The following is a 23,309-nucleotide window of genomic DNA, read 5'->3' on the forward strand; positions in this document are numbered from 1 at the left end:
GGCCCGCCCGCCGCCCGGATCGGCCGCGGCCTCCAGCCGCGCGAGGTAGCCCGCGAACTCCAGTTCGTACGGGAGATAGTCGTGGTTGTCACGGGTCTCCCGGTCGATTTCGAGCCCGAAGTAGTCGTACGCGCGTGCGAGGTCGAGATTCACGTCGTTCCACGCCGCGTCGGGGCGGTACGACGACTCGTACAGCGAGATTCGCGGCCCCTCGCTGTCGAGCGAGCCGTCGGTTCGGTCCGCGTACTCGGCGTAGCCGACCGTGAACAGGTCGTTGAAACGGGCACACGCCGTCTCGTAGTCGTCTTCGACGGTCAGTTCCGGCGGGGCGACCGAGAGCCCGGTCGCCCCGAGGAGTCCCCGGACGGTCTCGTCGACTTCCCCGGCGGCGAGTCGCTCGTGGAGCCGCTCGTCGGGCTCGTCGAGCAGCGTCGCCAGCGCGGTATAGATTGCCGCCCGCGCCGCCGCGGGTCGGTCGACCGCGCTCGAATCGATTCGGTCGGCGTCGTTGTTCGTATCGCTGTTGGTGTCGCGGTTCGTGTCGTCGGTTCGCGTCTCCGCGTGGGTGTTCGTATCCATCGTCGTGTCCTCAGTTCTTCCGCACCGCTTCGATAGTCACGAGCGCGACGCCGACGATGGCGAGGCCGGCGACGGCCCACAGTATCGACTCGTACGGCGGCCCCTGCGGTCCGGGACCGAACGGGAAGTGATACCAGTCGCTGACCGATTTCCGGCCGGAGCGCTCCATCTCGGACCCGTTCCACACCGCGAAGGCCACGTCCACGTCGTTGTCGACGGCGAACGAGGTCCGGTTCGCGGCGTCCGAGTCGAGCGGCCGCGACATGACGACCGTCCAGCGGCCGTCGTCGTGGCTCGCCGTCGTCTCGACGGCCGTCTGCTCGAACTCGGTCGTGGACCCCGGGCCGCCGGCGAGCAGTTCCTCGCTCTCGCCGTCGGCGCTCCAGTACCAGACGTTCACCAGATTCCGCGTGCTCCCCATCGAAATCGGGGGGCGGACCGAGGTGTTGACCGGTACCTGCACCGCGGCCGCGTCGAGGAACGACCTCGGACTGGTGGCGTTGCGGTCGGCGGTTCCGTCGGCCCACGAGAGCCGGAGATACAACCGCTCGTCGGTCTGGGCCGACTGGACGCGAACCGATTCGACGGAGGTGTCGCTCGCGTTCGGAACGCCGCTGGGCGCGCTCGTCAGCGGGACGTTCACCGACGGAACGGTGTCCCAGGCCTCGCTCGTCGGCCGCTGGGGCCGGTCGTCGGCAGCGACCGATTGGACGGGAATCTCGTTCGCGGGGCGCGCGGACACCGCCGCGGGGCCGGCGACTGCGGCGGCCAAGAGCAGCGCCACGACGACGACCGCGCCGACGGCGGCCGCTCGACGCTCACGCATCAGTCGAACACCCCCGGGGCGAGGCCCGGCGAGCCCGACTCCGCTCGCGTTGCTCGCATCAGTCGAACACCTCCAACCGGTACTTCCGGGCCGGGTTGGTGTCGGTCAGCATGTCGAGGAGTTCGCTCTCTCCACCGCGGTCGACCTTGTCGCGTTCCTTCTCGATGGTGTCGAGCGCGTCGTGGACGCGGTCGCCGAACAGCTCTTCGAGGTAGTTACGGGGGATGCGGTCCACGTCCACCGTCTCGCCGTCCTCGGAGTGCTGCGGCGGCGCGAACGGCGGGATGTAGTAGACGTTCGGCTGCGTCTGGTACTCCGGATGCAGCGGGAGTGCGACCTCGTACTCCTCGACGAGCTTGTGAATCGGCCCCTGTTCGTCGTCGAGGAACCCGACGAGTCGCAACTGCGGCGGACAGTCTTCCGCGCAGGCGGGGGCGAACGTCTCGCCGTCGGGGCCCTCGCCCTCGATGCGGGGGTAACAGAAGATGCACTTCTCGGAGGTCTTCTGCGTCGCGTTGTAGTACACCTTCTTGTACGGACAGCCCTCGACGCAGTAGCGGTAGCCGCGGCAGCGCTCCTGGTCGATGAGGACGATACCGTCCTCCTCGCGCTTGTAGATGGCCTTCCGCGGGCACGCCTCCACGCAGGAGGGGTGCGTGCAGTGGTTGCAGATGCGCGGGAGGTAGAAGTAATACGAGTTCGGATGCTCGCCCGCGCCTTGGTCTTCGTCCCAGTTCGGCCCCCACTCGGGGTCGCTGTCGGGACGCAGCGGCCGGTCGCCGCCGTTGTACATGACCTCCTCGTGGTTGAACGACCACGCGTCGCCGTAGTCCGCTTGGTCGGGGATGTCGCCGGGCTTTCGCTCGGTGTGTTCGGCGTCCGTCCAGCCGCCGCCGGAGTCCTCCCAGTCGCGCGGGTAGCCCTTGCCGGGCTTCGTCTCGACGTTGTTCCAGTACATGTAGTCGCGGCCGCCGCCCTCCGTCCAGAGCGACTTGCACGCGACCGTGCAGGTCTGACAGCCGATGCACTTGTTCAGGTCCATCACCATGGCGACCTGGTGGTCGACCCCGTCGGCGAGGTCGACCCCGTCGCCGTCGGTCTGTGCCGCTGGCCCGTCGTCGGTGCTCATTCGGCCTCACCTCCCCCTTTCCGCACGTCGACGCGGACGTCGCTGTTGACCCCCGTCGGCCCCCAGTAGTTGGGGAAGAAGTAGAGGTGTTCGCCGGAGTCCTCCGGGTACTGGACCAACTGCGTCGGTTTCATGTACATCGGGACGAGCGAGTTGAAGTTCGTGTCGCCGTCGAACTGGAACCGCTCCCAGGCGAAGTACATCCGCGCCGTGCCGCGCTGGCTGCTCGGGTAGAGTTTCGCCTGTAGTTCGACCGACGCGAGGTCGTTGAACACTTCCACGGTGTCGCCGTCTTCGATGCCCCGTTCGGCGGCGTCCTCGGGATGGAGATAGACCACCGGCTCCCCGCGCTGGAGGCGGAGCAGTTTCTCGTTGTCCCGCCACGTGGAGTGGATAGACCACCGTCCGTGGGGCGTGTTGTACTCCATCGGGTAGTCGCCGCCCGTCTGCGTCGGCCCCTCCTTGTGGGTCGGCAACTGCTCGCCGAGTTCGAGGAACCAGTCGTGGTCGATGTAGTACTGCTGTCTGCCGGTGACGGTCGGCCACGGGTTCTTGTCTTGGACGAAGTCCTTCCACGGCGTGTACGCCTCGCCGTCCTCGATGTCGGAGGTCCAGTGGTCGCCGGCGGCCAAGAGCCGCTGGGGCTGTTCGACCGTGTCGGCGAACGTTATCTGGTCGTCGCTCTCGGACGGGTTCGACTCCTCGGAGTGTTCGAGGATGTACTCGCAGGCGGCGCGGTCCTCGGCGAGGGCGTCGGCCTCGCCGGTCTCCCAGTCGCGGACGTAGTCGTCGTGGACGGACTGGAGGTCGATGTCGCGGTCGAACTTCCGGTCCGAAATCGGCCCGACGCCGCGCTCGGTGGCGACCTCCTGAATCTTCGCGGCGAGTTCGCGGAATATCTGCCAGTCGGTCTTCGACTCGCCGAGCGGTTCGACCGCTGGCGTGAAGGGATGCACGTAGCTGTGCATGTCCGTCATCGAGAGGTCGTGTTTCTCGTAGTGGCTCGCGGTCGGCAACACGATGTCCGAGTACAGCGCCGTCGAGTCCATCCGGAAGTTGATGTCGACGACGAGGTCGAGCTTCGGCCACAGCTCCTCCTCGACGGCGACGTTCCCCTTCGCCTGGTTGAAGTAGTTGCCGCGCCAGACGAACATCGTCGTCGGGTCGGGACGAGAGCCGTCGTCGCGCTCCTCGGGGTAGACCGGCATCCACCCCTCGTCGATGGACTCCCGTATCTTCGCGGCCGTGTCGGCGTCGGTGTTGTCGAGGATGCCCGCGTGGTAGTAGGTCCACAGCGTCGTCGGCACCCCGCGGACGTTGCCCGTCGGGAACGACAGCGTCTTCCAGCCGTGGAACGTCCATATCTTCTCCTGGCCGACGTAGTGGTCTAGCCCGGTCCCCTGCTCGCCGAGGTTGCCCGTCAGCGTGACGAGCAACTGGAGCGCGCGGTTCCCGAGGTCGTTGTGATACCAGTCGTTGACGCCCTTGCCCTGGATTATCTTCGCCTTGTCGGCCTCGGCGAACTCGCGGGCGACGCGCTGGTACGTCTCTTCGCCGACGCCGGTCTCGTCGTGGACCGTCTCGGGGTCCCAGTTGTCGAGTTCGTCCCGCAACTCGTCCCACACGGTCCGGACGCGGACGCGCCCGCTTTCGGTTCTGACCGTGGTTTCGCCGTCCAGTTGCGGGTCGAAGTCGAGTTCGATGCTCTTGGAGTAGTCTTTCTGTCCGTCGCGTTCGCCGAGCGACCCCGGCGCCTCGCGGAGGCGTCCGTCGGAGTCGAGCATGAGCAACATCCACTCGGGTCGGTCGGCGTCGGTCGAGACCGATGGAACCTCGCTCGCGCGGAGGAACTTCCCGGTGTCCTGCCGGACCAAAAGCGGCATGTCAGTCTGCTCTTTGAGGTGGGCCTCGTCGTACAGTTCCTCGTCGACGATGGTCCGTGCCATGCCGAGCGCGAGCGCGGTGTCGGTGCCCGAATCGGGGCTGAGCCACTCGTCGGTGTGGATGGCCGTCTGCGAGTAGTCGGTGAAGACGCCGACGCGCTTCGTCCCGTTGTAGCCCGATTCGAGGAAGTACTTCGCGTCGGGGATGCGGGTGACGTTGATGTTCGACCCCCACGCGATGATGTAGTCGGCGTTGTACCAGTCGGCGCTCTCGGCGTTGTCGGTCTGGGTGCCCCACGTGATGGGCTGGCCCGGCGGCAGGTCGGAGTACCAGTCGTAAAACGAGTGGCTGACGCCGCCGAGGAGGTTGATGAGCCGCGACCCGCTGGCGAACGAGACGGGGCTCATCGCCGGGATGGGCGTGAAGCCGCTGATGGCGTCGTAGCGACCGGCCTGCACCTCGTCGACGACGTGCTCGGCGATTTCGGTGAGCGCCTCGTCCCACGAGATGCGCCGCCACTTCCCCTCGCCGCGGTCGCCGACGCGCTTCAGCGGGTGTTTGATTCGCTCGTCCGCGTTGACGTAGTCGGTGTAACACGCGCCCTTCTGACAGCCGCGGGGGTTCGGGTCGGGGAGGCTCTCGTCGAACCGCGGGTAGTCTCCGGCCTGCTCTTCGCGCCACACCTGTCCGTTTTTGACGTAGACGTTCCACGAACAACTGCCGGTGCAGTTGACGCTGTGCGTGGACCGGGAGACCGAGTCCCAGTCCCACTTCTCGCGGTACAGGTCCTCCCAGTCCCGGTAGGGGTAGTTCCCGATAGGGTCGTCGACGGGGTTCAGCCCGCCCATCTGGAACAGCGGGTCGTCGTCGGCCGCGGACCGGCCGATACCCAGAAGCGAGGCGATGCCGACGCCTTCGAGGAACCGGCGACGGGAGACGCTCGTCCCCTCGGTCGCCGGCTCTCCCGGCGGGTCGCCGACCGCCGGCGGGCCGTCCGTCTGTTCGGCTTGCGATTCGTCCGTTCCCGACTCGTCGTCGGGGGTCGAGGTGTTCGTTCGGTTCATGAATCTATCTGTAAAAAGACGGTCGTTAGTGCCAGTCCAGCGCCCAGAACGCCGAGCGAAACCCCCACGAGCGTGTCGCCGCCCGCGTCGAGGCCGACGGCGACGAGCGCCACGCCGAGGAGTTTGCTCGCGCGGTCGAGGTGTCGGTACGTCCGAGGCGAGAGTTCGATGCGTCGCCGCGGAGCCCCGCCGGTGTTCGCGTCAGTCATCGCCGGCCTCCCCCGGAACGCGCCCGGTTCGGCTCTCGTCCGCGTCGTCGCCCAGCACGCGGTAGACGAGGGCCGCGGAGCCGACGGGAACGACGAACAACGCGACGGTCAAGATCGGGTTGACGACGCCGGTTCCGACGCCGAGCGCCCGGCCGAGGAGGTTGTTCATGCCCGCGATGGAGGCGATCATGATGAACTGAACCGCGGCGACGCCGACCGCGGTCTGCCACGGCCGGTCGAGGGGGTCAGCCGTGAAGTGGACCGACTCGTCGTGGTAGTCGACGAACGGCCACACCGCCACCGCGCCGAACACGAGCGTCGGCAGAAAGACGCCGCCGACGAACTCCGTCGAGACGTGGACGCCGGTGAACGGAACGGTGAACCCCATCCACGACGGGAGCAGTTTCAGCAGGCCGTAGACCCACATCAGGAACCAATCGGGCATGATGAGTTCCGGCGTCCCCGCGGGGTTGTTCGGCCCGTACTCGGCGATGTTGTGGACCGGAAGGAACCCGGCCAGCATCGCCAGCGTGGCCAGCGTGAGGAAGAACACGACCGCGCTCACGGCCGCCTGGTTGGGGAACGCCGGGAGACCGACGACGACGCTGTCGTCGTCTCTCGGGACGGTCTGTTCGGTGCCGCCGTCGCTCGACGGGGACCCCTCAGCCGGGCGTCGGCCCCGGTTCCCGAGTCCGCGGACGTCGTCATCGCGGGGGGCCTCCGTGTGCTTCTGGCGGACGAGAATCGCCATGTGAACCGCCAGCAGCCCCCCGATTGCCACGGGGATGACGAGGACGTGGAGGAAGTAGAGCCGGGGTATCGTCGCGCTCGACGGGAACTCCCCGCCGAAGAACGCTTTCCCGGCTACCCCCCCGACGAGCGGAATCGACGTGGCGAGGCTGTAACCGATGCCGGTGGCCGTCGCGGCGAACTCGTCGAAGGGGAGCGCGTAGCCCGTATAGGCCGCGCCCATCGAGAGTCCGGCGAGGCCGGTGCCGACGACCCAGTTCGGCTCGCGCGGATTGCGGTACGCCCCGGTGAAAAACACCCTGAGCATGTGCAGCCCGATGGACGCGACGAACAGGTGAGCCGCCCAGTGGTGCATCCGCCGGATGAACATCCCGAAGGGGATGTCGTAGGTGATGTGCAGGACGCTCGCGAACGCCTCGGGCACCTCTTGGCCTTGGAACTTCGCGACGCTCCCCTCGTATTCGACGCCGCTCGTCGACGGCTCGAAGAACATCCCGAGGAACATCCCTGTGAGGACGAGAAGCAGGAAGCAGAACAGCGCCACCTCGCCGAGGAGAAACGAGTCCTCGGCGGGGAACGCCTTCCCGAGGAACGCGCGGCCGCTGTCGAGGTCGAACCGCTCGTCTACCCAGTCGTACGCCTCGTCGCCGGCGTCGCCGGCGCGGTCGGCGAGACGGTCGAGCCGCGACATCACTCGCCCCCCGGGCCGACCGGCCCATTGAAGTCGCCCGTGGCGATGAGATTGCCCTCGCTCGACAACGTGATTGGGAGTTGCGGGAGCGGTCTCGAAGGCGGTCCACCGACCACTTTCGCGCCCGCGGTCGGGTCGAACTTCCCGAAGTGACACGGGCAGACGAACGTCTCTCCCTCCTCGTTCGACACCATACAGCCCGCGTGGGTACAGACCTTCGAGTAGGCGGCGTAACCCGACACCGTGTACTCAAGGTTCGTTGCGCCACCGTAGGCGTCCTCGGCGTGTCTCACGAGTAGCGTCGGCGCCCGTTCGATGCCCGGTCTGGGCTCCGGGAACACGGTCATCTTTTCGCCTTCGCTCAGGGCGTTCTCGCCGACGCGCTCGCCCTCACCGTCGACGAGGTAGATGCCGTCCGAGTACACGGGGCCGGTGTACGAGCGCTCGAAGACGCGAGTCAGCCCGGCCAACGGTGCCGCGAGGCTCCCGACGGCGGTCAAACCCCCGACGCTGGCGAGCAGTTTCGCGTAGTCGCGGCGGGCGAGCGAGGCGCGGTCGTCGGAGAAGATGCTCGGCCGGTAGTTGCTGTCGTCCCCGCAGTCATCGCAGTGCTCGTCGCAGTCGTCCGATGCGTTCTGATTGTCGAGTCTCATTAGTGTCCCCTCCGTTCTGCGACCTCGACGTGGGGGAGGAACCACGCGTAGTACGACACGGTGAGCAAAGCGAGCGCGGTGAACATCCCCGCGGCGTAGACGCCGAAGTACTGGGTCCGCGCGAGCGTCAGGTACTCGCCGGTGAACAGCGCCGCGAAGACGATAGCGAGGATGGTCAGTCCGCCCATCGCCACGATTCCCTCGATGGCGTCGGAGGCGTCGTCGTACTCGACGACCCAGCGGTCCGCGGTCCAGAACCACGGCAGTCCGACCTGACCGCCGTCCGCGATCGTTGGTTCGTCACCCGGGTCACTCCTGACCGCCGTGTCCATGAACCGGTGGACCGCGGCGAGGACGCCGACGAGCGCGAAGAGCGCGACCCACACGATGACGCCTACCTGACTCGGCGCGAGTTTCTCCGGCGTGTCGACGATCTCCTGCAGCGGTCGCATCTCGGTGACGCTCTGGTCGATTTCTATCTGTTCGCTCGGTGGCTCGCCGTGCAGCGCCACGTACCACGTCGGCAGGAGCACCGCGACGACGAGCAGCAACACGACGACCGTCCCGCGTCTCACGGTGACTCACCCCGCGTACCGACTCGCCGCCTCACGCTCCAAACGGGCGGCGTTCCGTTCCCCCGTTTGGCCCCGAGCAAGCTCGTATATGTCATACTTCGATTCGTTGGAGAATCTGCACCGAGGCCAGTAACACCCGAACCATAGGGTGCGGGGACTTTATACGGCTCTCGTCGGGGAATCCGCTCGAACACGGACCGGAATCACGAGACGGCAAACAGATTCGGCGAAGATTATTTCAGAGCCACCGTCGTACGCCGACCTATGACCGAGGGCGTGCACGGTGAAATTCACGTGACTGACCCGTCTGTCTGCCGGGTGTCGGAAGCGTCGGCGGAGACCTCCGTCGAATCCGTCTCGCGGTCGGTGGCTGCCGACAACGACACCGCCGCGGTCGAGTTTACCGCCCCCTCGTCAGCCGCTATCGACGACGCAGACGAGGTGTTTCACCACGAGCAAAAGACGATTTATCGCGTGACCAGCGGCCCCGCCGAGGGGCCACGGTGCGCCTGCGAACTCGTCGAGTGTCACGGCTGTCCGGTCCGGCACCTCGAAGCGGAGTGCGGCACCGTCGTTCTGTCGTTCGTCGCTTCGGACCTCACATCGTTCCGCGACATCGTCGTCAATCTTAAATCGGAGTTCGACGGCATCTCACTTCGGCGACTCACACAGTCCGAACCAGATTCCGTCTCCAGCTCGCTCGTGTTCGTTGACCGCGACAAATTGACGGCGAGACAGCGGGAGGTCCTTGAGACGGCCCACGAGATGGGGTACTTCGAACATCCCCGCGAGGCAAACGCGACGGAAGTCGCCGCGGCGCTCGATATCAACCGGTCGACGTTCACCGAGCATCTGTCCGCCGCCCAGTCGAAGCTTCTCGACGCGATTCTCGACGTGTAGTTGGGCCTAGCGTATGTATTCCCGCCCTATGGTGGGGTGTGATAGATACTGACAGCGTCTGTGCTTCGGGTAGTGGTCGCCGTGCCAGGCCAGTTAGTCTTCGACTGCCCGGAGTGCAGCGTCGAGGTGTTCGTCGACGCGGGCATCCGTGAGCGGATTCTCGACGATGGGTGCGTGCTGTGCGGTTCGCCGGTCGGGGCGGACGCGTTCGATTCGCATCCCGGAGAGTCGTGACCGGGGGTGGCGTCTCCAACGTCGCGAACGGCTACGGGGGCGGGACACGTGCCAGGCTCGACCGTCTCGCCGATGCGGGGCGAAGTCTCGAAGTTGCATTCCGCGTTGCTCCCGATTCGCTAGTCGAAGGTCATCCCGTAGCCCCACTCTTCGAGGCACTCTTCCGTTTCGTCGAGGTGTTGCAGTCCAACCTTCATGAGCGCTTCACGGAGGTCGGTGAGCGAGACGTTCTCTTCGAACCGGTCTTCGAACTCTCGGAGGGCATCTCGCTCCGCGGTTTCAGCCCCGCCCGAGCGTGCGCGACCGCCAGATTCGCTGCGGTGGTCGTCTTCCCAACCCCGCCCGCCTCGCTGTAGGTCGAGTACGTGAGCATACTGTCTCATCAAGAACGTCCACCTTGAATCTTCTGTACATACCACCATTGTGTTCAGCATGAAACACCACTAATTGTGTGAATCAATGAATGTACTCACTGAACACACATAGTGAACATCTACCGCCAGCACCGGACAGACCGGCACGTCTTCACGCAATTATATTGCAAAAGATGCACAACTACACGCGGCGTGGAACTGACGTTTGACGGTGAATCGTTTTGACGGGACGGCACCGGTAGACCGCTCCAGTTCTCACCGACTCCCGGAGAAACACGACTTCTTAAACGATGTGACTTTCCGAGATAACGCGCTAGACGACGGTTACCTCTCGATTTAGAGCGGTCGGTACGCTCGGTCCGTCGAGCGAAAGCTCATCGAAACGCGGTCTCACACTCGCCACAGGCGAGCCAGTCAGTTCGACAGCCGTAGGGTTGCAGTCACGCGTGGGGAGGAAGAAATTGTTTATATACTACAATACTGTCCCGTCAAACGACCTGTCGAGATACCGTCCGAGTCACGAGTTCGATATTGAATTCGCGATGTGTGAGGTTTACAGGCCTATGGATGTAATTTGGTCGCTGTTCCGCCACCGAGCAACCCGCAGAGCCAAATATACGAATCGTTCAGTATTGTTCACGGTTAGAAAACACCCTCTCGGACTACGACTGAACTATCTACCCATCATCTTGACCATCACGAACTTCACGAACATATATCCGGGTTTCCGTATCCGTATTTCTACCTCCCGCGCCGGGTCTGTTAACTAATAGAAAATCCAGTCAGTCGATCGAGAGTTTATTCTCTACGTTCTTCGCTCCGCTGACGACCAAGCCGACGGTGTCCTCTTCGAGACGCTTTCCGCTCATTCTCGGGGGAGGGCCGAGGACTTCGATTGCGCCCAGCGGGCGACCATCGTCGTCGAGGACCGGTGCGGCGACACCCCGATAGTCATCCGATTGCTCCTGTCTGTCGTATGCGACTCCTTGGTCGCGAATCGCTTGGAGTTTGGACTTCAACTCGTTGCGTTCGGTGATCGTATTCGCAGTCTCCGAGGAGAGCGAGTCGTGGTCGAGAAACTCCGCGACCTCGTCTTTGTCCATATTGGCGAGGATTACCTTCCCGGCCGCTGTCGCGTGCAATGGTCGTATCTCGCCTTCCTGGTCCGGAGTGTCTAAATCCGCTGGCACGGCCGTGAACATGTAGAGGCAGTTCCACTCACTACCCTGTCCCGGAACGACCAGACAGACCTGCTCCCGCATGGTGTTGGCCAGTTCGACCACCTGTGACCGCGCGACCTCGTATATCCGCTGTCGTCGCCTCGCGTAGACGCCGAAACTCACGAGTTCGAGTCCGATTTCGTACCCCTCGTCACGTCGCATGACGTAGCCGAGTGTTTCGAGCGTCGCGAGGTGCTTGTGGACCGCCGGTTTCGAGAGGTCGAGTGCCCGAGCGATCTCCGTCAACGTCGGCCGGTCGCGACTCCGTATCGTATCGAGGATTCGATGGCTCGTCATCGTCGCCTTGATTCCGTAGTCGTCTGCGGTGGGCATACCCTCCGACACTCGACGGACGTACAAATAAGTTGTTAACAGTTAGTGAACGATTCGCGGCGGCCGGTCACCACTCGGCGACGCTGCCGTCTTCGTGACGCCACACGGGGTTGTGCCAGTTGACCGGGCGTTCGGCCTGCTTTCGGATGTACTGTTCGTCCATCTGTATTCCGAGCCCGGGTTCGTCGGGAACCGCGACGTAGCCGTCTTCGTACTCGAACGCGCTCTTGTCTTCGAGATAGTCGAGCACGTCGTTCCGCTGGTTGTAGTGGATGTTGAGGCTCTGTTCCTGGATGAGCGCGTTGGGGGAACAGGTGTCCACTTGGAGGCACGAGGCGAGCGCAATCGGGCCGAGCGGACAGTGCGGGGCGAGCGCGACGTCGTACGCCTCGGCCATCGCTGCGATCTTCTTGACTTCGGTAATGCCACCCGCGTGGCTGAGGTCCGGCTGAATCAGATCGACCGCGCCGTTCTCGAACACCTGCTTGAAATCCCAGCGCGAGTACATTCGCTCGCCCGTCGCGATGGGAATCGTCGTGTGCTGTGCGATTTCCGGGAGCACGTCGTTGTGTTCGGGGAGGACGGGCTCTTCGATGAACATCGGCTCGTACGGTTCGAGCGCCTTCGCCAGTCGCTTCGCCATGGGCTTCGAGACGCGCCCGTGGAAGTCGACGCCGATGTCGATTTCGGGGCCAACGGCCTCCCTGACCTCTTCGAGTCGATTGACCGCCGCTTGGACCGACGCGGGCGTGTCAATCCGTTCAAGCTCCGCCGTGGCGTTCATCTTCACGGCGGTCAGCCCCGCCTCGACTTTCAGTTCGGCCTGTTCGGCGACCTCCGAGGGGCGGTCCCCACCGATCCACTGATAGACGCGCATTCGGTCCCGCGTCGCACCGCCGAGCAGTTCGTGAACCGGGGCTCCGAAGCGTTTCCCTTTGATGTCCCACAGCGCCTGGTCGATACCCGCAATCGCGCTCATCAACACCGGACCGCCGCGATAGAAGCCGCCCCGGTACATCGCTTGCCAGTGGTCTTCTATCGCCGCGGGGTCCGTTCCAAGGATGTAGTTGTCCATCAGTTCCTCGACGGCGGCCCTGACGCTGTGAGCGCGACCCTCCACGACTGGTTCGCCCCAGCCGACGACGCCGTCGGTCGTCTCCAACTTGAGAAACAGCCATCGCGGTGGCACCTCGAACAGCTCATACTCCGAAATCTTACTCATGATTCGTTACGCGTACGTTGGGGTGTACCTCGAAAAAGTCTTTCTCTCGGACCGTGACCTCGGTGACGACTCCCGAACCCTCGATATTATACCACTCGTCCATCTTGTGGGACTCGTATGTCGTTAGAAGCGTTCCTCGACGATTTCGAGCGCCGTAACTGGCAGCGTGTGTCCGACGGGACGGTCCGCATCGCAGTCATCGGACTCGGGTGGTGGACCGTCGACCAAGCGATTCCGGCTATCGACGCGTCGGAGTTGTGCGAGACGACCGTCGCCGTCAGTAGTAGCTCGGAGAAAGCAAAGCGGGTCGCGGCCGGCGTCGAAACGGCGACACACGGTCTCTCGTACGACGAGTTCCACGCCGGCGAAGCCGCCGACGCCTACGACGCGGTATACATCTGCTCGCCCAACGCGCTTCATCTCCCGTACGCGCGCACGGCCGCCGAGTTGGGCAAGGCTGTCCTCTGCGAGAAACCGATCGAAGCGAGTAGCGAACGCGGGCAGAAGATGGTCGATGCGTGTGACGAGGCGGGCGTTCCGCTTATCGTCGGCTACCGGATGCACACCGAACCCGCGATTCGACGCGCGCGAAAGTTGATTCGAGACGGCGTCATCGGCGACCCGGTCCACGCAATCGGGACGAACTCGCAAGCGATGCTCGAACTGAGTTCCGACCCGAACCAATGGCGGCTCGACCCCGAACTGGCGGGACCGGGCGCGACCGTCACGGACATCGGCATCTATCCGCTCAACACCTGCCGGTTCCTGCTCGATTCCGACCCGGTTGCCGCGCAGGCGTTCATGCAATCCGCTCACGACGCGTTCGAGCAGGTGCCCGACGAGCACACCTCGTTCATGGTGGAGTTCGACGACGGAACGTACTTGGCCGCGACCGCCAGCCAAAACGCCCAAGCGACGACCAGCCTCCGCGTCGTCGGGACCAACGGCGAGATTCTCGTCGAACCGGCCTACCACATGGAAACGGAAATCCGAGTGACGCGCGACGACGTTTCGGTCACGCTCGACACGCCGCAGGTCAATCAGATGACCGAGTTGTTCGACTACGCCGCAGACCGCATCTTGACCGACGCGCCGATCGGTCCCGACGGCGAACACGGTGTCCTCGATATGCGACTCATCGAGGCCGTCTACGAGGCAGGCGAGTCCGGACGTGTGGTCACGCTCGACTGAGCGTCGGCGACGGGGCGGGACGGTATCTCTGGACGGGTCGACCACCGCGTTTAAACCCCTCGTCCGAGAGTAGCCAGTATGAGCCAACACCCAGCACGCCGCATCCGGGAGACCGGCCTCATCGCCATCATCCGTGGAACCGACGCCGACACGGCGATCGAAACCGTCGAAGCGCTCACGCGCGGCGGCGTCTCGACCGTCGAAATCACCGCGAACACGGACGGCGTCCTCGACATGCTCCGCGACGTGTCCGCGTCGTTCACGGCGGAAGAGGTCACCATCGGCGCTGGAACCGTCCTCGACGGCGAAACCGCTCGCGCGGCGCTGCTCGCAGGTGCGGAGTACCTGGTCACGCCGACGTTCGACGAGGGGGTCATCCGGACCGGTAACAGATACGGTTCCCCTTCTATCGTCGGTATCGCGACACCGACCGAGGCGGTCGACGCCTACGAGGCCGGTGCCGAGATGGTGAAGGTGTTCCCGGCCGGAACGCTCGGCCCCGGGTTCGTCTCCGCACTGGGCGGTCCGCTCGGACACATTCCGACGGTTCCGACGGGTGGCGTGGACCTCGATACCGTCGGCGAGTTCTTCGACGCCGGAGCGACCGCCGTTGGGGTCGGAAGCGCAATCGTAGACAACGACGCCGTCTCGCGCGGTGACTTCGCGACCATCGAGAACAACGCGCGTTCCTTCGTCGAAGCGGTCGAAAGCGCACGCCGCGACTGACGCACCCCACCGCTCGGAAGTTCGGAGCTGACTGTCTCGGCGCGGTTCGCGCGGCGAATCCGGAACGCTCGGCGAAGGAGGGGGTTATCGGTCGATTCCGGCGTCGCCCCCGCGGAGGACGCGTTCGACTTCGTCAGGCGTCACGACCGCGAGGTCGCCGTGAATTGTCCGTTTGAGCGCGGCGGTCGCCGCACCGTAGGCGAGCGCGGTCTCGACTGATTCGCCCGCGATGAGCCGCGACAGGAACGCTCCGACGAACGCGTCGCCGGTCCCGATGGCGTCGACCGTGTCCGTCTCGAAGACCGGTTGCTCGTACACCGTTCCGTCGTGTCGTGCGAGCGCTCCGTCTTCCCCGCGAGTGACCACGACCGTCTCGAAATCGAAGTCGGCGGTCAACTCCGATGCGAGCGTCGGCGCGTCGCCGTCGAGTTCCAGAACAGTGCGGATGTCTCGCTCCGCGGCGACGAGGACGTCGACCTCGGGGAAGAGCGATTCGCACACGTCTCGCGCGTCGGACGGCGACCAGAGCTTCGACCGGTAGTTGAGGTCGAACGCGGTCGTCGTCCCCGCCTCGGTCGCCGTCTGCAGAAGCTCGCCGGTCGTCTCCCGAAGCGTCTCGGAGAGCGCCGGCGTGATGCCGCTCGTGTAGAACGCCGCCGCGTCTTCCACGACTTCGACGGCGAGTTCGTCCGGTCGCGCGGTCGTGACTGCCGCATCGGCGCGGTCGTAGATGACGTTCGTCGGACGCGGCGAGCGCCCCTGTTCGATGTAGTACCCTCCTTGGCGAGCGTCGTCGTCCCAGCGTACGTACGGCTCGACGCCGTGTGTCCGGAGTTCCGTGGTGACGCGCCGACCGAGGGGCGAGTCTGGAAGCTTCGAGAGCCACGCGGCGGAGCAGCCGAGGCGGGAGGCGGCGACCGCGACGTTGCTTTCCGCACCGGCGGTCCGGAATTCGAGGGACTGGGCGGTCTCGATTCGCTCGCCCTCCGGCGGTCTCAGCCGAATCATCGTCTCGCCGAACGTGACGAGTTCGGCAGTCATCGACGCCCCTCGGCGGTTTGCGACCGGGTCTCGCGTTCGGTGTCGAGGGCGTTCAGACCGACAGTTGAGCCGTGCATGTGTTCGCACGACTGTCTCTCACAGTGGTACATAAGTACGGGCGATGGTTCCGAAATTTGTGACGGCGGGCCTGGTGCGCAGGACTCGACGGGTGGGTATCAGCCAGTGCCCAGACACCGGAAAGAACTATACCTCACCACTTTGACTAATGGGTATGACAGTTGGTGTCTGCTATTTCCCGGAGCACTGGTCGCGAGAGCGGTGGGAGACCGATATCAGTCAGATGGCCGAAGCCGGGATTGAATACGTTCGAATGGGGGAGTTCGCGTGGGGACGAATCGAACCGGAGCGAGGGACGTTCGATTTCGCGTGGTTAGACGAGGCCGTCGAACTCATCGGGGAGTTCGGGATGAAAGCGGTTCTGTGCACGCCGACAGCGACGCCGCCGAAATGGCTCGTCGACGAACATCCCGACGTTCGACAGCGAGACAGAGACGGCACGCCGCGCGAGTGGGGGAGCCGTCGGTTCACCTGCTTCAACTCGCCCACCTACCGTTCCGAGACCGAACGCATCGTCGGCGTGCTGACCGAACGATACGCCGACAACCCCCACGTCGCCGGGTGGCAGACCGACAACGAATTCGGCTGCCACGAGACGGTTACCTGCTACTGCGAGGACTGTGGCGAGGCGTTTAGCGAATGGCTCGCCGACAGCTATGAGACCGTTGCCGACCTCAATGAGGCGTGGGGAACGGCGTTTTGGAGCCAGCAGTACGACGATTTCGAGAGCGTCGACCCTCCAAAACCGACACCGGCCGCCAACCACCCCTCGCGGGTACTCGCCTACGAGCGGTTTAGTAACGACAGCGTGGCCGAGTACAACCGCCTGCACGCAGACCTCATCCGCGAAGCGAACGACGAGTGGTTCGTCACGCACAACTTCATGGGTGGCTTTTCACTCGACGCCTTTCGCCTCGCCGACGACCTCGATTTCCTCTCGTGGGACTCCTATCCGACGGGGTTCGTGCAGGACCGACAGCCGGACACGCCGACAGCCGACGAGTTACGGGCCGGGAATCCCGACCAAGTGAGCATGAACCACGACCTCCAGCGCGGCGCGAAAGGGAAGCCGTTCTGGGTGATGGAGCAACAGCCGGGAGACATCAACTGGCCGCCGCAGTCGCCGCAACCGGCCGACGGGGCGATGCGCCTGTGGGCCCACCACGCCGTCGCTCACGGCGCGGACGCCGTCGTCTACTTCCGCTGGCGTCGCTGTCGTCAGGGGCAAGAACAGTACCACGCCGGGCTTCGGCGGCAGGACGGCTCCCCGGACCGCGGGTACCGCGAAGCGTCGACCGCCGCCGACGAGCTGTTCGACTTGGACTCGGTCGATGCGTCGGTCGCGCTCGTCCACGACTACGAGAGCCTGTGGGCGACGCGTTCGCAACCTCTCTCGCCCGACTGGGACTACTGGAACCACTTACGGACGTACTACGATACGCTTCGCGCCCGCGGTGTGCAGGTCGACATCGTCTCGCCGGAAGCGAGTCTCGAACGGTACGACGCGGTCGTCGCACCGACGTTGTATCTCGTCGGCGACGAGCTGTCGACCGCCCTGACCGACTACGTCGATTCGGGCGGCAGTCTCCTCCTCGGGGCCCGGACGGGGGAGAAAGACCCGTACAACCAGCTTCACGAGTCGCTCGCGCCGGGGCCGCTCACCTCCCTCACCGGCGCACGGGTGGCGCGTCACGAAACGCTGCCCGACCATATCGAGACGCGGCTCTCCTACGACGGTGCAACGTACGAGTTCCGAACGTGGGCCTCGTGGCTGGCTCCCGAAGACGGGGTGCCCCGGGGAGAGTATCGGACGGGCGAAGCGGCCGGAAACACCGCAATCGTGCGGAACGACGCCGGAAACGGAACCGTGACGTACTGCGGTTGCTGGCCGGGGGACGACCTCGCCGACGCGCTCGTGACGGAGTTACTGGACGCCGCCGGCGTCGAGTACACTGAGCGATTCCCGGACGGCGTGCGCGTGATGGAGCGCGACGGCTACACGTGGGCGCTTAATTTCACGAGCGACCCGGTGACGTTGACCGTCCCCGACTCCGCCGGGTTCCTGCTCGGTGAGGCGACCGTCGACGCGTTCGATATCGCGGTACTCGACGGGTCTATCGGAGGCGTCGGACTCGGGTCCGAGTAAGTCGGCACGGGACCACTCACCAAGGCGGCTCTCGCCCGGTGTGTTCTCGAACGTCGAGGGGGATACTGGCCGGACCGTGCTCCGACGAGGCACCGACCGGACGCCGGTTCGCCGTTACGGCGCGTTGAACGTCCACTTCTGGTTGTCGCCGCCGCCCCATCCCCACTGGATGACGTCGGCACCGTTGCTGGTCGAAGCGGCGTTCACGTCGGCGACGTACCCCGAGTTGACATTCTCCAACCGGTACGTGCCGTCGCTGTTTTCGTTGACGGCCCATCGCTGCTCGTCGTTTCCGTTCCACGTCCACTGGACGAGTGTCGCCCCTTCGCTGGTCGACCCGGAATCGACCGACAGCACCTTTCCGCTGTTGACGTTCTCGAAGCGGTAGGTCCCGTCCCCGTTGCGGACAGCGTCCCACTGCTGGTTCGAACCGCCCCAGTAACCGTACTGCTGGACGTTCCCGCCGTCAGCCGTCGAACTGTTCGCGATGTCCATCGCCTTTCCGCTGTTGACGTTCTCGACGTAGTACGTCCCCTCGGTGATGGGACCCGAACCCGATTGACCGGCGTACGGGAGGTCACGCCGACTCAGCGAGAGCGGGTCGTCGCTGCTTGCATCGAACGGACGGAACGCATAGGAGAACCGCTCGCTGATGGGGTCGACGCTGTACGCAGAAAGCGTGTTCCGAGGCATCCCGCCGACGCCGCTGACGGCGTAATCGACGTTGAAGACGATGCCGTCGGCGAACTGGAGGTCGCTGACGCGTTCGGCGTCACTCATGTCGGTGAACGCTTGGACGCTGACGTTCATCGTCTCCGTCGACGGCAAGCCGTGGACCAACAGGCCGACGCCGCTGTCGTTGGTCAACGCGGCGTAGCGCGTGTCGCACTTGTTGCCGTAGTCGCCCGGAGGGACGTACCCGACGAACTGGTCGGAGACGGACCCGCTGTACCGCCCGATACGCTCGTTCCATTTCCGGTCCGGATAGGTCTCCCCGGGGCCGCGACCGAACCACTCGAAGGTATCGAAGTCCGCCGGCATCCGGAGTTGGAGGCCGTACTTCGGCAGGTACTCCGTGATGGCGTTCTGCATGTCCGTGTTGGGCGTCACTTCGACCTGCACGACCACGTCGCCGCTGCCGAGGACGTCGTAGGTGTAGCCGGTGGTGAAGGCCTCGCTGTGACCGCTCGCGGAGTCAGTCGTTTCGACTTCGATGCGGACCGCCGACGGATCCGGCTGTGAGACGCTACTAGCGTCAACCGTCGCCGTCAGCGCGTCTAGCCCCGCCGACGTCCACTCGTCGGCCTCGGCTCCGCCCCACCCGGCGGACTCGTTGTGGACCGGTTCGCGCCACGCGTTGAGTTGCGGGCCGGCGTTCAGCAGTTCCTCTCCGTGGCGCTGGAACGACGTGAATCGGCCCGCGCTCGTATCGAAGACGTACGTGAAGTCCGACCCGGAGACGGTGACTTCCGACCCGCTCGTCGAGTAGCTGACGCCGCTCATATCCGAGAGGCTCGACTGCGGGGCGTCCGGGGCGTCCCACGGGACGACGAACTGTTCGAACGCGATTTCGTAGCCGGCGTCGGCCCACGACGTGTCCGACGCGAGCGTCACGCTGATGTCCAAGAAGTACTCGGAGCCGGCCTGTAGCGACGGTTGTGAGTACCCGAGGCTGACCGTCTGCGTCTCGCCGGGAGCGATGCTCGGGTTCAACGTCCCGCTCTGGATGACCGTGTCGTCCTCTTTGAGCACCCAACTGAAGTCGAACTGGCTCGTGTTCGTGAAGTCGTAGACGTTCGTGACGTCGACGTCGCCGTTCGGCAGGTCGTTCGCCTCGAAGCGAACGAACTGCTGGGCCTTCTTCATCACGTCGAGTTGGGGCATCGTGTGCCGGTGGTCGATTACCGTCGCCGTCGGCTGGGGCGGGTCGCCCCAGTGGTGCTCTTTGAGTTCGAAGTCGAGCCAGAGGCGACAGGAGTCGTCCGGCGAGGAAAGCGAGCCAACCTCGCTCGACGAGAGCGCCCGCTCGAAGATGCGAACGGAATCGACCCGAACGTTCGCATAGCGCTCCGCCGTCTCGGTGTTGTGACCGATTCCGACCCGGTATCGGTTGCTGTTTATCGCCCCCGAGAAGGCTGTGGACGCGATTTCGGACCCATCGACGTACAGCCGGACGGCCGACCCGTCGTAGACGCCCGAGAGCGTGTGCCAACTCCCGTCCCAGCCGCTCGGGGGAGCGGCACTCGCAGTCTGCTGATTCGAGCCGTCGGAGACGAAAAACTGCAGGTCGCCGTCGCTCATCTTCAGTCCGTACTGGGTGTCGCCCTTGACGACGAACGGCTGTTCACCGGCGAGGCTACCGTCGCCGTAGACGACCGCTTCGACGGTCAGTTCGCCCGTAATGTCGATTCTGTCGTCGTGGTTGGCGTCGACCCAGTCGGCGGTCCCGTCGAGTTCGAGCGCCGACCCGCTCTCGCCGGACACCTCGTTCGGCGAGCCGTTAACCAGCGCGGTGTGGCCCGCGATGGAGCGGTCGTCGATAGCCGCGCGTCTGTGGTCCTCGCTCAACAGATTCCCGTCGAGCGGGTCCTCCGTCGCGTTGAGTTGGTGCTGATTCCACATCCAGATATAGCCGCCCTGTAACTGCTCGTGGGCGTGGATGACGTCGTAGAAGTCGGTCAGGAGTCCCCCGCCGTTGCCGGACATAATCTGGTATTCACCCATGACGACCGGTTTCGTCACGCTGGAGTCGCCCGCCATGCTCTCGATGGTGCCTGGGAAGGGGTACCGGATGCCGTTGATATCTGCGAAGGAAGCGGTGCCACCGAAACCGCTCCCGTAGCCACCGGCGTTATCCTGATGGCCGACGAGCCGAGTCGGGTCCGCGCTGCGCACCCAGTCGGCCATCTTTCGATGCGCCTCCCCCAGACCGGCCTCGTTTCCGGTCGACCAGACGGTTATCGAGGCGAAGTTCTTATCGCGCACGACCATCCGCTTGAACCGGTCGAGGAACGACGGGTCGTACGAGGGGAAGTCGTTGACGAGCGACTGGTTGCCGTGGGCCTCGGCGTTGAGCTCGTCTTGCAGATAGATTCCGTACTCGTCGCACAGTCGGTAGAAGTCGGGGCGGTTGGGGTAGTGCGAACAGCGGATCGCGTTGGCGTTGTTCCGCTTCGCGAGTTCGATCTCCTTTCGCATCCGCTCGGTCGGCACGTGTCGCCCGTGGTCGAGGCTGTAGTCGTGGCGGTTCGTCCCGGCGAGCGTCACCGCCTCGCCGTTGACGGTGATTTTCTCCGCTGCCCCGTCGGAGGTCGAAACGACCTCGATGGTTCGGAAGCCGACTTTCTCCACCATCGCTTCGGTAGCCGAGGAAGCCCCGCTCGGGATGAGTTCGATGCCGAGCGTGTACAGGGCCGGCGTCTCGGCGGTCCACGCGTCGACGTTGGAGACCGTCATCGACAGCGGCGGGCCCGTCTGTTCGAAGTCGAGCCACAGTCGCGTCGAACTGTCGGGGCCGGTTCGGGAGGCGTTCACTTCCGACGACGAGAGCGCGCGGTCGTACACGCGTACCGAGTCGAGGCGGCCACCAAAGTAGCGGCTCCGAGCCTCGGCGTTGTGGCCGATACCGAGGCGGTAACCGTTCGTCGAGACCGACCCCGAGAACGAAGTCGCGCCGATTTCGGTGCCGTCGACGTACAGGCGAAGCGACGAACCGTCGTAGACGCCGGTCACCGTGTGCCAACTTCCGGACCAGCCACTCGGCGGCGCGACAGTGACCGTGTTCCAGCTTCCGTCGTAGACGAAGAACTGGAGGTCGCCGCCGCTCATCTTCAGTCCGTAGGACGTGTCTCCCTTGACAACCATCGGCTGTTCGCCGGTGAGCGACTCGCCGTAGACGACGGCTTCCAGCGTCAACGCGTCCGAGAGGTCGAGACTCGGGTGGGACCCGACGTCGACCCAGTCGTCGCCCCCGTCGAAATCGAGCGCCCGTCCGCTGGACCCACTCACGTAGGACGGGTCGCCGATGACGGTGCCACCGTTGTTCTCCGTCGAGTGGTCGGTGACCACGCCGTCCGACATCGTAACGGTGTCGCCGGCGTCGATGGTGACGCTCCGATTAGTCGTCCCGACTTCGATTCCGGCGGGGTCGTACAGGGTCGCTTGCACGGTCGCGGACTGCTGACTGCTCGTGTGGTTGGCGAGGGCGGCGTCGACTTCCAGCGTCCCGTCCGTGTAGGTGGAATCGAGGTCCGCGACCGTATCGAAGTCCTGGACGTGTACGTCGGGTTTCGAGTACAGAAGCACGTCCCGGAAGATGCCGGCTAACCGCCACATATGTTGTTGTTCGAGATACGTCCCGTCGGTCCAGCGGACGACCTGAATTGTGACGGTATTCGTCGAGTCCTCGGTGACGACGTCGGTGATGTTGAACTCACCGGGCGTCATCGACCCCTGCTTGTAGCCAACGTACGCGTCGTTGACCCAGACGAAGTACCCGGCTTTCGCACCGCCGATGTTGAGATACGTTTGCCGACCTTGGGTCCATCCGTCCGGAACGGTGAACTCCCGTTTGTACGTCCCGACGCTGTTGTCGGTACTCGGGACGTTCGGCGGGTCGTTCGGCGAGAAACCGACCGCCTGATTGTAGAACCCCAAATCGCCGTAGCCGTCTGTGTTCCATGTGTGGGGAACGTAGACTGTGTCCCAGTTCGCGTAGTTCGACGTGTCAGCCGTCGCACCAGCGAGGTCGGTTGCGAAGTCGAACTGCCACGGGCCGTCGAGCGATGTGACGTACTGCGATTCGAGCCATTGGTCGGTCAGGAAGTCGCGGTCGCGCTCGGCGGCTCGCGCCGCGGACAGCGACCCGTAGGGCATCGTCGTCGCGACGTGCGGCGGTTCGGTGTACTCTCCGACGACGCCGGGTGTCTCGATATACGTGCTCCAATTAATGTCCCCGGGCGTCGGGTCGACTCCATCGTGTGGTTCTGCGCGGGCCGTGGACGTCTCGTGGCCGAACAACGCGCCGCCAAGGAGCGACCCGCCGGTCACCTGCATGAGTCGTCGTCGCGTCACCGCCAGCTTAGTCGACGAGGAGTCGCCGCCGTCGGAACTGTCGGAGGTATCGTCCCGACTCATCGGTCTCCCCTCGTCCGGCAGTCGCGCGTATCACTGTGCTCATCGCCACGGATAGTCAAGCCTGTCCGTATCCACATGGTTTCTGTCACCGTGATTAACGATACCAACCCTCACTATTTATTGTTTTTGTTGGTGGGGCGGATTTCGGCGGTGAGTCCTCGTCTCCCGCCCAGCGTGGGGAGAATCCGGCCGTTGAGCGCGCGCGAGGCGTTGCTAGACTTGTCGTCGGCGACGTCGGTGTGCCGGAGATGACGACGCGAACGGTGCGGAGATAGCCAACAGGTGCGTGCGGTCTCGCCGTGATGGCGGTGCTCTGGTAGCGTTGTCGGCACGGCCGCCGTTCACCTG

At 64.8% G+C, this 23,309-nt stretch carries 18 protein-coding genes; 5 read left to right on the forward strand and 13 right to left on the reverse strand.

Going from position 1 to position 23,309, the window contains the following annotated elements; translation table 11 throughout:
* The 8 genes from BN996_RS15305 to BN996_RS15340 all read right to left on the reverse strand — a co-directional run.
* Positions 1–579, reverse strand: a 579-nt coding sequence (locus BN996_RS15305) for a molecular chaperone TorD family protein (protein ID WP_139043131.1), incomplete at its 3' end; no start/stop codon positions are given.
* A gap of 10 nt (positions 580–589) precedes the next feature.
* The gene (locus BN996_RS15310) at positions 590–1,405 is read right to left on the reverse strand and encodes an ethylbenzene dehydrogenase-related protein (protein ID WP_089780556.1); all 816 of its coding nucleotides are present in this window, start codon (positions 1,403–1,405) and stop codon (positions 590–592) included.
* 58 nt (positions 1,406–1,463) lie between these two features.
* Positions 1,464–2,534 (reverse strand): nitrate reductase subunit beta, encoded by a 1,071-nt coding sequence (narH, locus tag BN996_RS15315; protein WP_089780558.1) that lies wholly within the window; start codon positions 2,532–2,534, stop codon positions 1,464–1,466.
* On the reverse strand, positions 2,531–5,482 hold the full coding sequence (locus BN996_RS15320) for a nitrate reductase subunit alpha (protein WP_089780560.1): 2,952 nt from the start codon (positions 5,480–5,482) through the stop codon (positions 2,531–2,533). The genes narH and BN996_RS15320 overlap by 4 nt, the downstream gene beginning before the upstream one ends.
* The gene (locus tag BN996_RS15325; protein ID WP_089780562.1) at positions 5,479–5,691 is read right to left on the reverse strand and encodes a DUF8120 family protein; all 213 of its coding nucleotides are present in this window, start codon (positions 5,689–5,691) and stop codon (positions 5,479–5,481) included. The genes BN996_RS15320 and BN996_RS15325 overlap by 4 nt, the downstream gene beginning before the upstream one ends.
* Entirely contained in the window at positions 5,684–7,132 is a 1,449-nt protein-coding gene (locus tag BN996_RS15330) for a cytochrome b (RefSeq protein WP_089780564.1), read from the reverse strand. The genes BN996_RS15325 and BN996_RS15330 overlap by 8 nt, the downstream gene beginning before the upstream one ends.
* Positions 7,132–7,785, reverse strand: a complete 654-nt coding sequence (locus BN996_RS15335) for a QcrA and Rieske domain-containing protein (protein ID WP_042661894.1) — start codon at positions 7,783–7,785, stop codon at positions 7,132–7,134. The genes BN996_RS15330 and BN996_RS15335 overlap by 1 nt, the downstream gene beginning before the upstream one ends.
* On the reverse strand, positions 7,785–8,360 hold the full coding sequence (locus BN996_RS15340; RefSeq protein ID WP_089780566.1) for a hypothetical protein: 576 nt from the start codon (positions 8,358–8,360) through the stop codon (positions 7,785–7,787). Before BN996_RS15340 ends, BN996_RS15335 begins: the two co-directional genes overlap by 1 nt.
* 264 nt (positions 8,361–8,624) lie before the next feature.
* Between BN996_RS15340 and narO the strand changes: the two genes are divergently transcribed.
* Together narO and BN996_RS20925 are read left to right on the forward strand one after the other, a co-directional pair.
* Positions 8,625–9,260 (forward strand): transcriptional regulator NarO, encoded by a 636-nt coding sequence (gene narO / locus BN996_RS15345; protein WP_042661893.1) that lies wholly within the window; start codon positions 8,625–8,627, stop codon positions 9,258–9,260.
* A 126-nt stretch (positions 9,261–9,386) separates the two neighbouring features.
* Positions 9,387–9,494 (forward strand): DUF7560 family zinc ribbon protein, encoded by a 108-nt coding sequence (locus BN996_RS20925; RefSeq protein WP_449271628.1) that lies wholly within the window; start codon positions 9,387–9,389, stop codon positions 9,492–9,494.
* A gap of 119 nt (positions 9,495–9,613) precedes the next feature.
* On the opposite strand, the gene BN996_RS20930 is transcribed toward BN996_RS20925, so the two are convergent.
* From BN996_RS20930 to dgoD, 3 genes are all read right to left on the reverse strand, one after another.
* Positions 9,614–9,928 (reverse strand): DUF7970 domain-containing protein, encoded by a 315-nt coding sequence (locus BN996_RS20930; protein WP_449271627.1) that lies wholly within the window; start codon positions 9,926–9,928, stop codon positions 9,614–9,616.
* Positions 9,929–10,650: 722 nt separating this feature from the next.
* Complete coding sequence (locus BN996_RS15355; RefSeq protein WP_042661891.1) at positions 10,651–11,421, reverse strand: IclR family transcriptional regulator; 771 nt, start codon at positions 11,419–11,421, stop codon at positions 10,651–10,653.
* A 67-nt stretch (positions 11,422–11,488) separates the two neighbouring features.
* A complete protein-coding gene (dgoD, locus tag BN996_RS15360) occupies positions 11,489–12,643 on the reverse strand; it encodes a galactonate dehydratase (RefSeq protein ID WP_042661890.1) in 1,155 nt (384 codons plus the stop codon).
* A 117-nt stretch (positions 12,644–12,760) separates the two neighbouring features.
* On the opposite strand from dgoD, the gene gfo6 reads away from it, so the two are divergent.
* Together gfo6 and BN996_RS15370 are read left to right on the forward strand one after the other, a co-directional pair.
* Entirely contained in the window at positions 12,761–13,834 is a 1,074-nt protein-coding gene (gfo6, locus tag BN996_RS15365; protein ID WP_089780570.1) for a D-xylose 1-dehydrogenase Gfo6, read from the forward strand.
* A gap of 78 nt (positions 13,835–13,912) precedes the next feature.
* Entirely contained in the window at positions 13,913–14,560 is a 648-nt protein-coding gene (locus BN996_RS15370; protein WP_089780572.1) for a bifunctional 4-hydroxy-2-oxoglutarate aldolase/2-dehydro-3-deoxy-phosphogluconate aldolase, read from the forward strand.
* Between the two features lie 84 nt (positions 14,561–14,644).
* Here BN996_RS15370 and kdgK2 read toward each other — a convergent pair whose 3' ends face one another.
* Positions 14,645–15,601 (reverse strand): 2-dehydro-3-deoxygalactonokinase KdgK2, encoded by a 957-nt coding sequence (gene kdgK2 / locus BN996_RS15375; protein ID WP_089780574.1) that lies wholly within the window; start codon positions 15,599–15,601, stop codon positions 14,645–14,647.
* 232 nt (positions 15,602–15,833) lie between these two features.
* Here kdgK2 and BN996_RS15380 point away from each other — a divergent pair, with 232 nt between their 5' ends.
* Positions 15,834–17,825: a beta-galactosidase gene (locus BN996_RS15380; RefSeq protein WP_089780576.1), complete on the forward strand. Its 1,992-nt coding sequence runs from the start codon at positions 15,834–15,836 to the stop codon at positions 17,823–17,825.
* A 114-nt stretch (positions 17,826–17,939) separates the two neighbouring features.
* On the opposite strand, the gene BN996_RS15385 is transcribed toward BN996_RS15380, so the two are convergent.
* The gene (locus BN996_RS15385) at positions 17,940–22,961 is read right to left on the reverse strand and encodes a glycoside hydrolase family 2 TIM barrel-domain containing protein (RefSeq protein WP_089780578.1); all 5,022 of its coding nucleotides are present in this window, start codon (positions 22,959–22,961) and stop codon (positions 17,940–17,942) included.
* Positions 22,962–23,309: the final 348 nt, after the last annotated feature.

The sequence above is a fragment of the Haloferax massiliensis genome, assembly GCF_001368915.1.
Taxonomy (GTDB): domain Archaea; phylum Halobacteriota; class Halobacteria; order Halobacteriales; family Haloferacaceae; genus Haloferax; species Haloferax massiliensis.

Excerpts from the sequence above, each read along its gene's own strand:
- BN996_RS15320 (WP_089780560.1), bottom strand. The coding sequence starts at position 5,482 with ATGAACCGAACGAACACCTCGACCCCCGACGACGAGTCGGGAACGGAC.
- BN996_RS15325 (WP_089780562.1), bottom strand. The coding sequence starts at position 5,691 with ATGACTGACGCGAACACCGGCGGGGCTCCGCGGCGACGCATCGAACTC.
- BN996_RS15335 (WP_042661894.1), bottom strand. The coding sequence starts at position 7,785 with ATGAGACTCGACAATCAGAACGCATCGGACGACTGCGACGAGCACTGC.
- BN996_RS15370 (WP_089780572.1), top strand. The coding sequence starts at position 13,913 with ATGAGCCAACACCCAGCACGCCGCATCCGGGAGACCGGCCTCATCGCC.
- BN996_RS15385 (WP_089780578.1), bottom strand. The coding sequence starts at position 22,961 with ATGAGTCGGGACGATACCTCCGACAGTTCCGACGGCGGCGACTCCTCG.
- dgoD (WP_042661890.1), bottom strand. The coding sequence starts at position 12,643 with ATGAGTAAGATTTCGGAGTATGAGCTGTTCGAGGTGCCACCGCGATGG.
- BN996_RS20930 (WP_449271627.1), bottom strand. The coding sequence starts at position 9,928 with ATGCTGAACACAATGGTGGTATGTACAGAAGATTCAAGGTGGACGTTC.
- kdgK2 (WP_089780574.1), bottom strand. The coding sequence starts at position 15,601 with ATGACTGCCGAACTCGTCACGTTCGGCGAGACGATGATTCGGCTGAGA.
- BN996_RS15355 (WP_042661891.1), bottom strand. The coding sequence starts at position 11,421 with ATGCCCACCGCAGACGACTACGGAATCAAGGCGACGATGACGAGCCAT.
- BN996_RS15380 (WP_089780576.1), top strand. The coding sequence starts at position 15,834 with ATGACAGTTGGTGTCTGCTATTTCCCGGAGCACTGGTCGCGAGAGCGG.
- narO (WP_042661893.1), top strand. The coding sequence starts at position 8,625 with ATGACCGAGGGCGTGCACGGTGAAATTCACGTGACTGACCCGTCTGTC.
- narH (WP_089780558.1), bottom strand. The coding sequence starts at position 2,534 with ATGAGCACCGACGACGGGCCAGCGGCACAGACCGACGGCGACGGGGTC.
- BN996_RS15330 (WP_089780564.1), bottom strand. The coding sequence starts at position 7,132 with ATGTCGCGGCTCGACCGTCTCGCCGACCGCGCCGGCGACGCCGGCGAC.
- BN996_RS15310 (WP_089780556.1), bottom strand. The coding sequence starts at position 1,405 with ATGCGTGAGCGTCGAGCGGCCGCCGTCGGCGCGGTCGTCGTCGTGGCG.
- gfo6 (WP_089780570.1), top strand. The coding sequence starts at position 12,761 with ATGTCGTTAGAAGCGTTCCTCGACGATTTCGAGCGCCGTAACTGGCAG.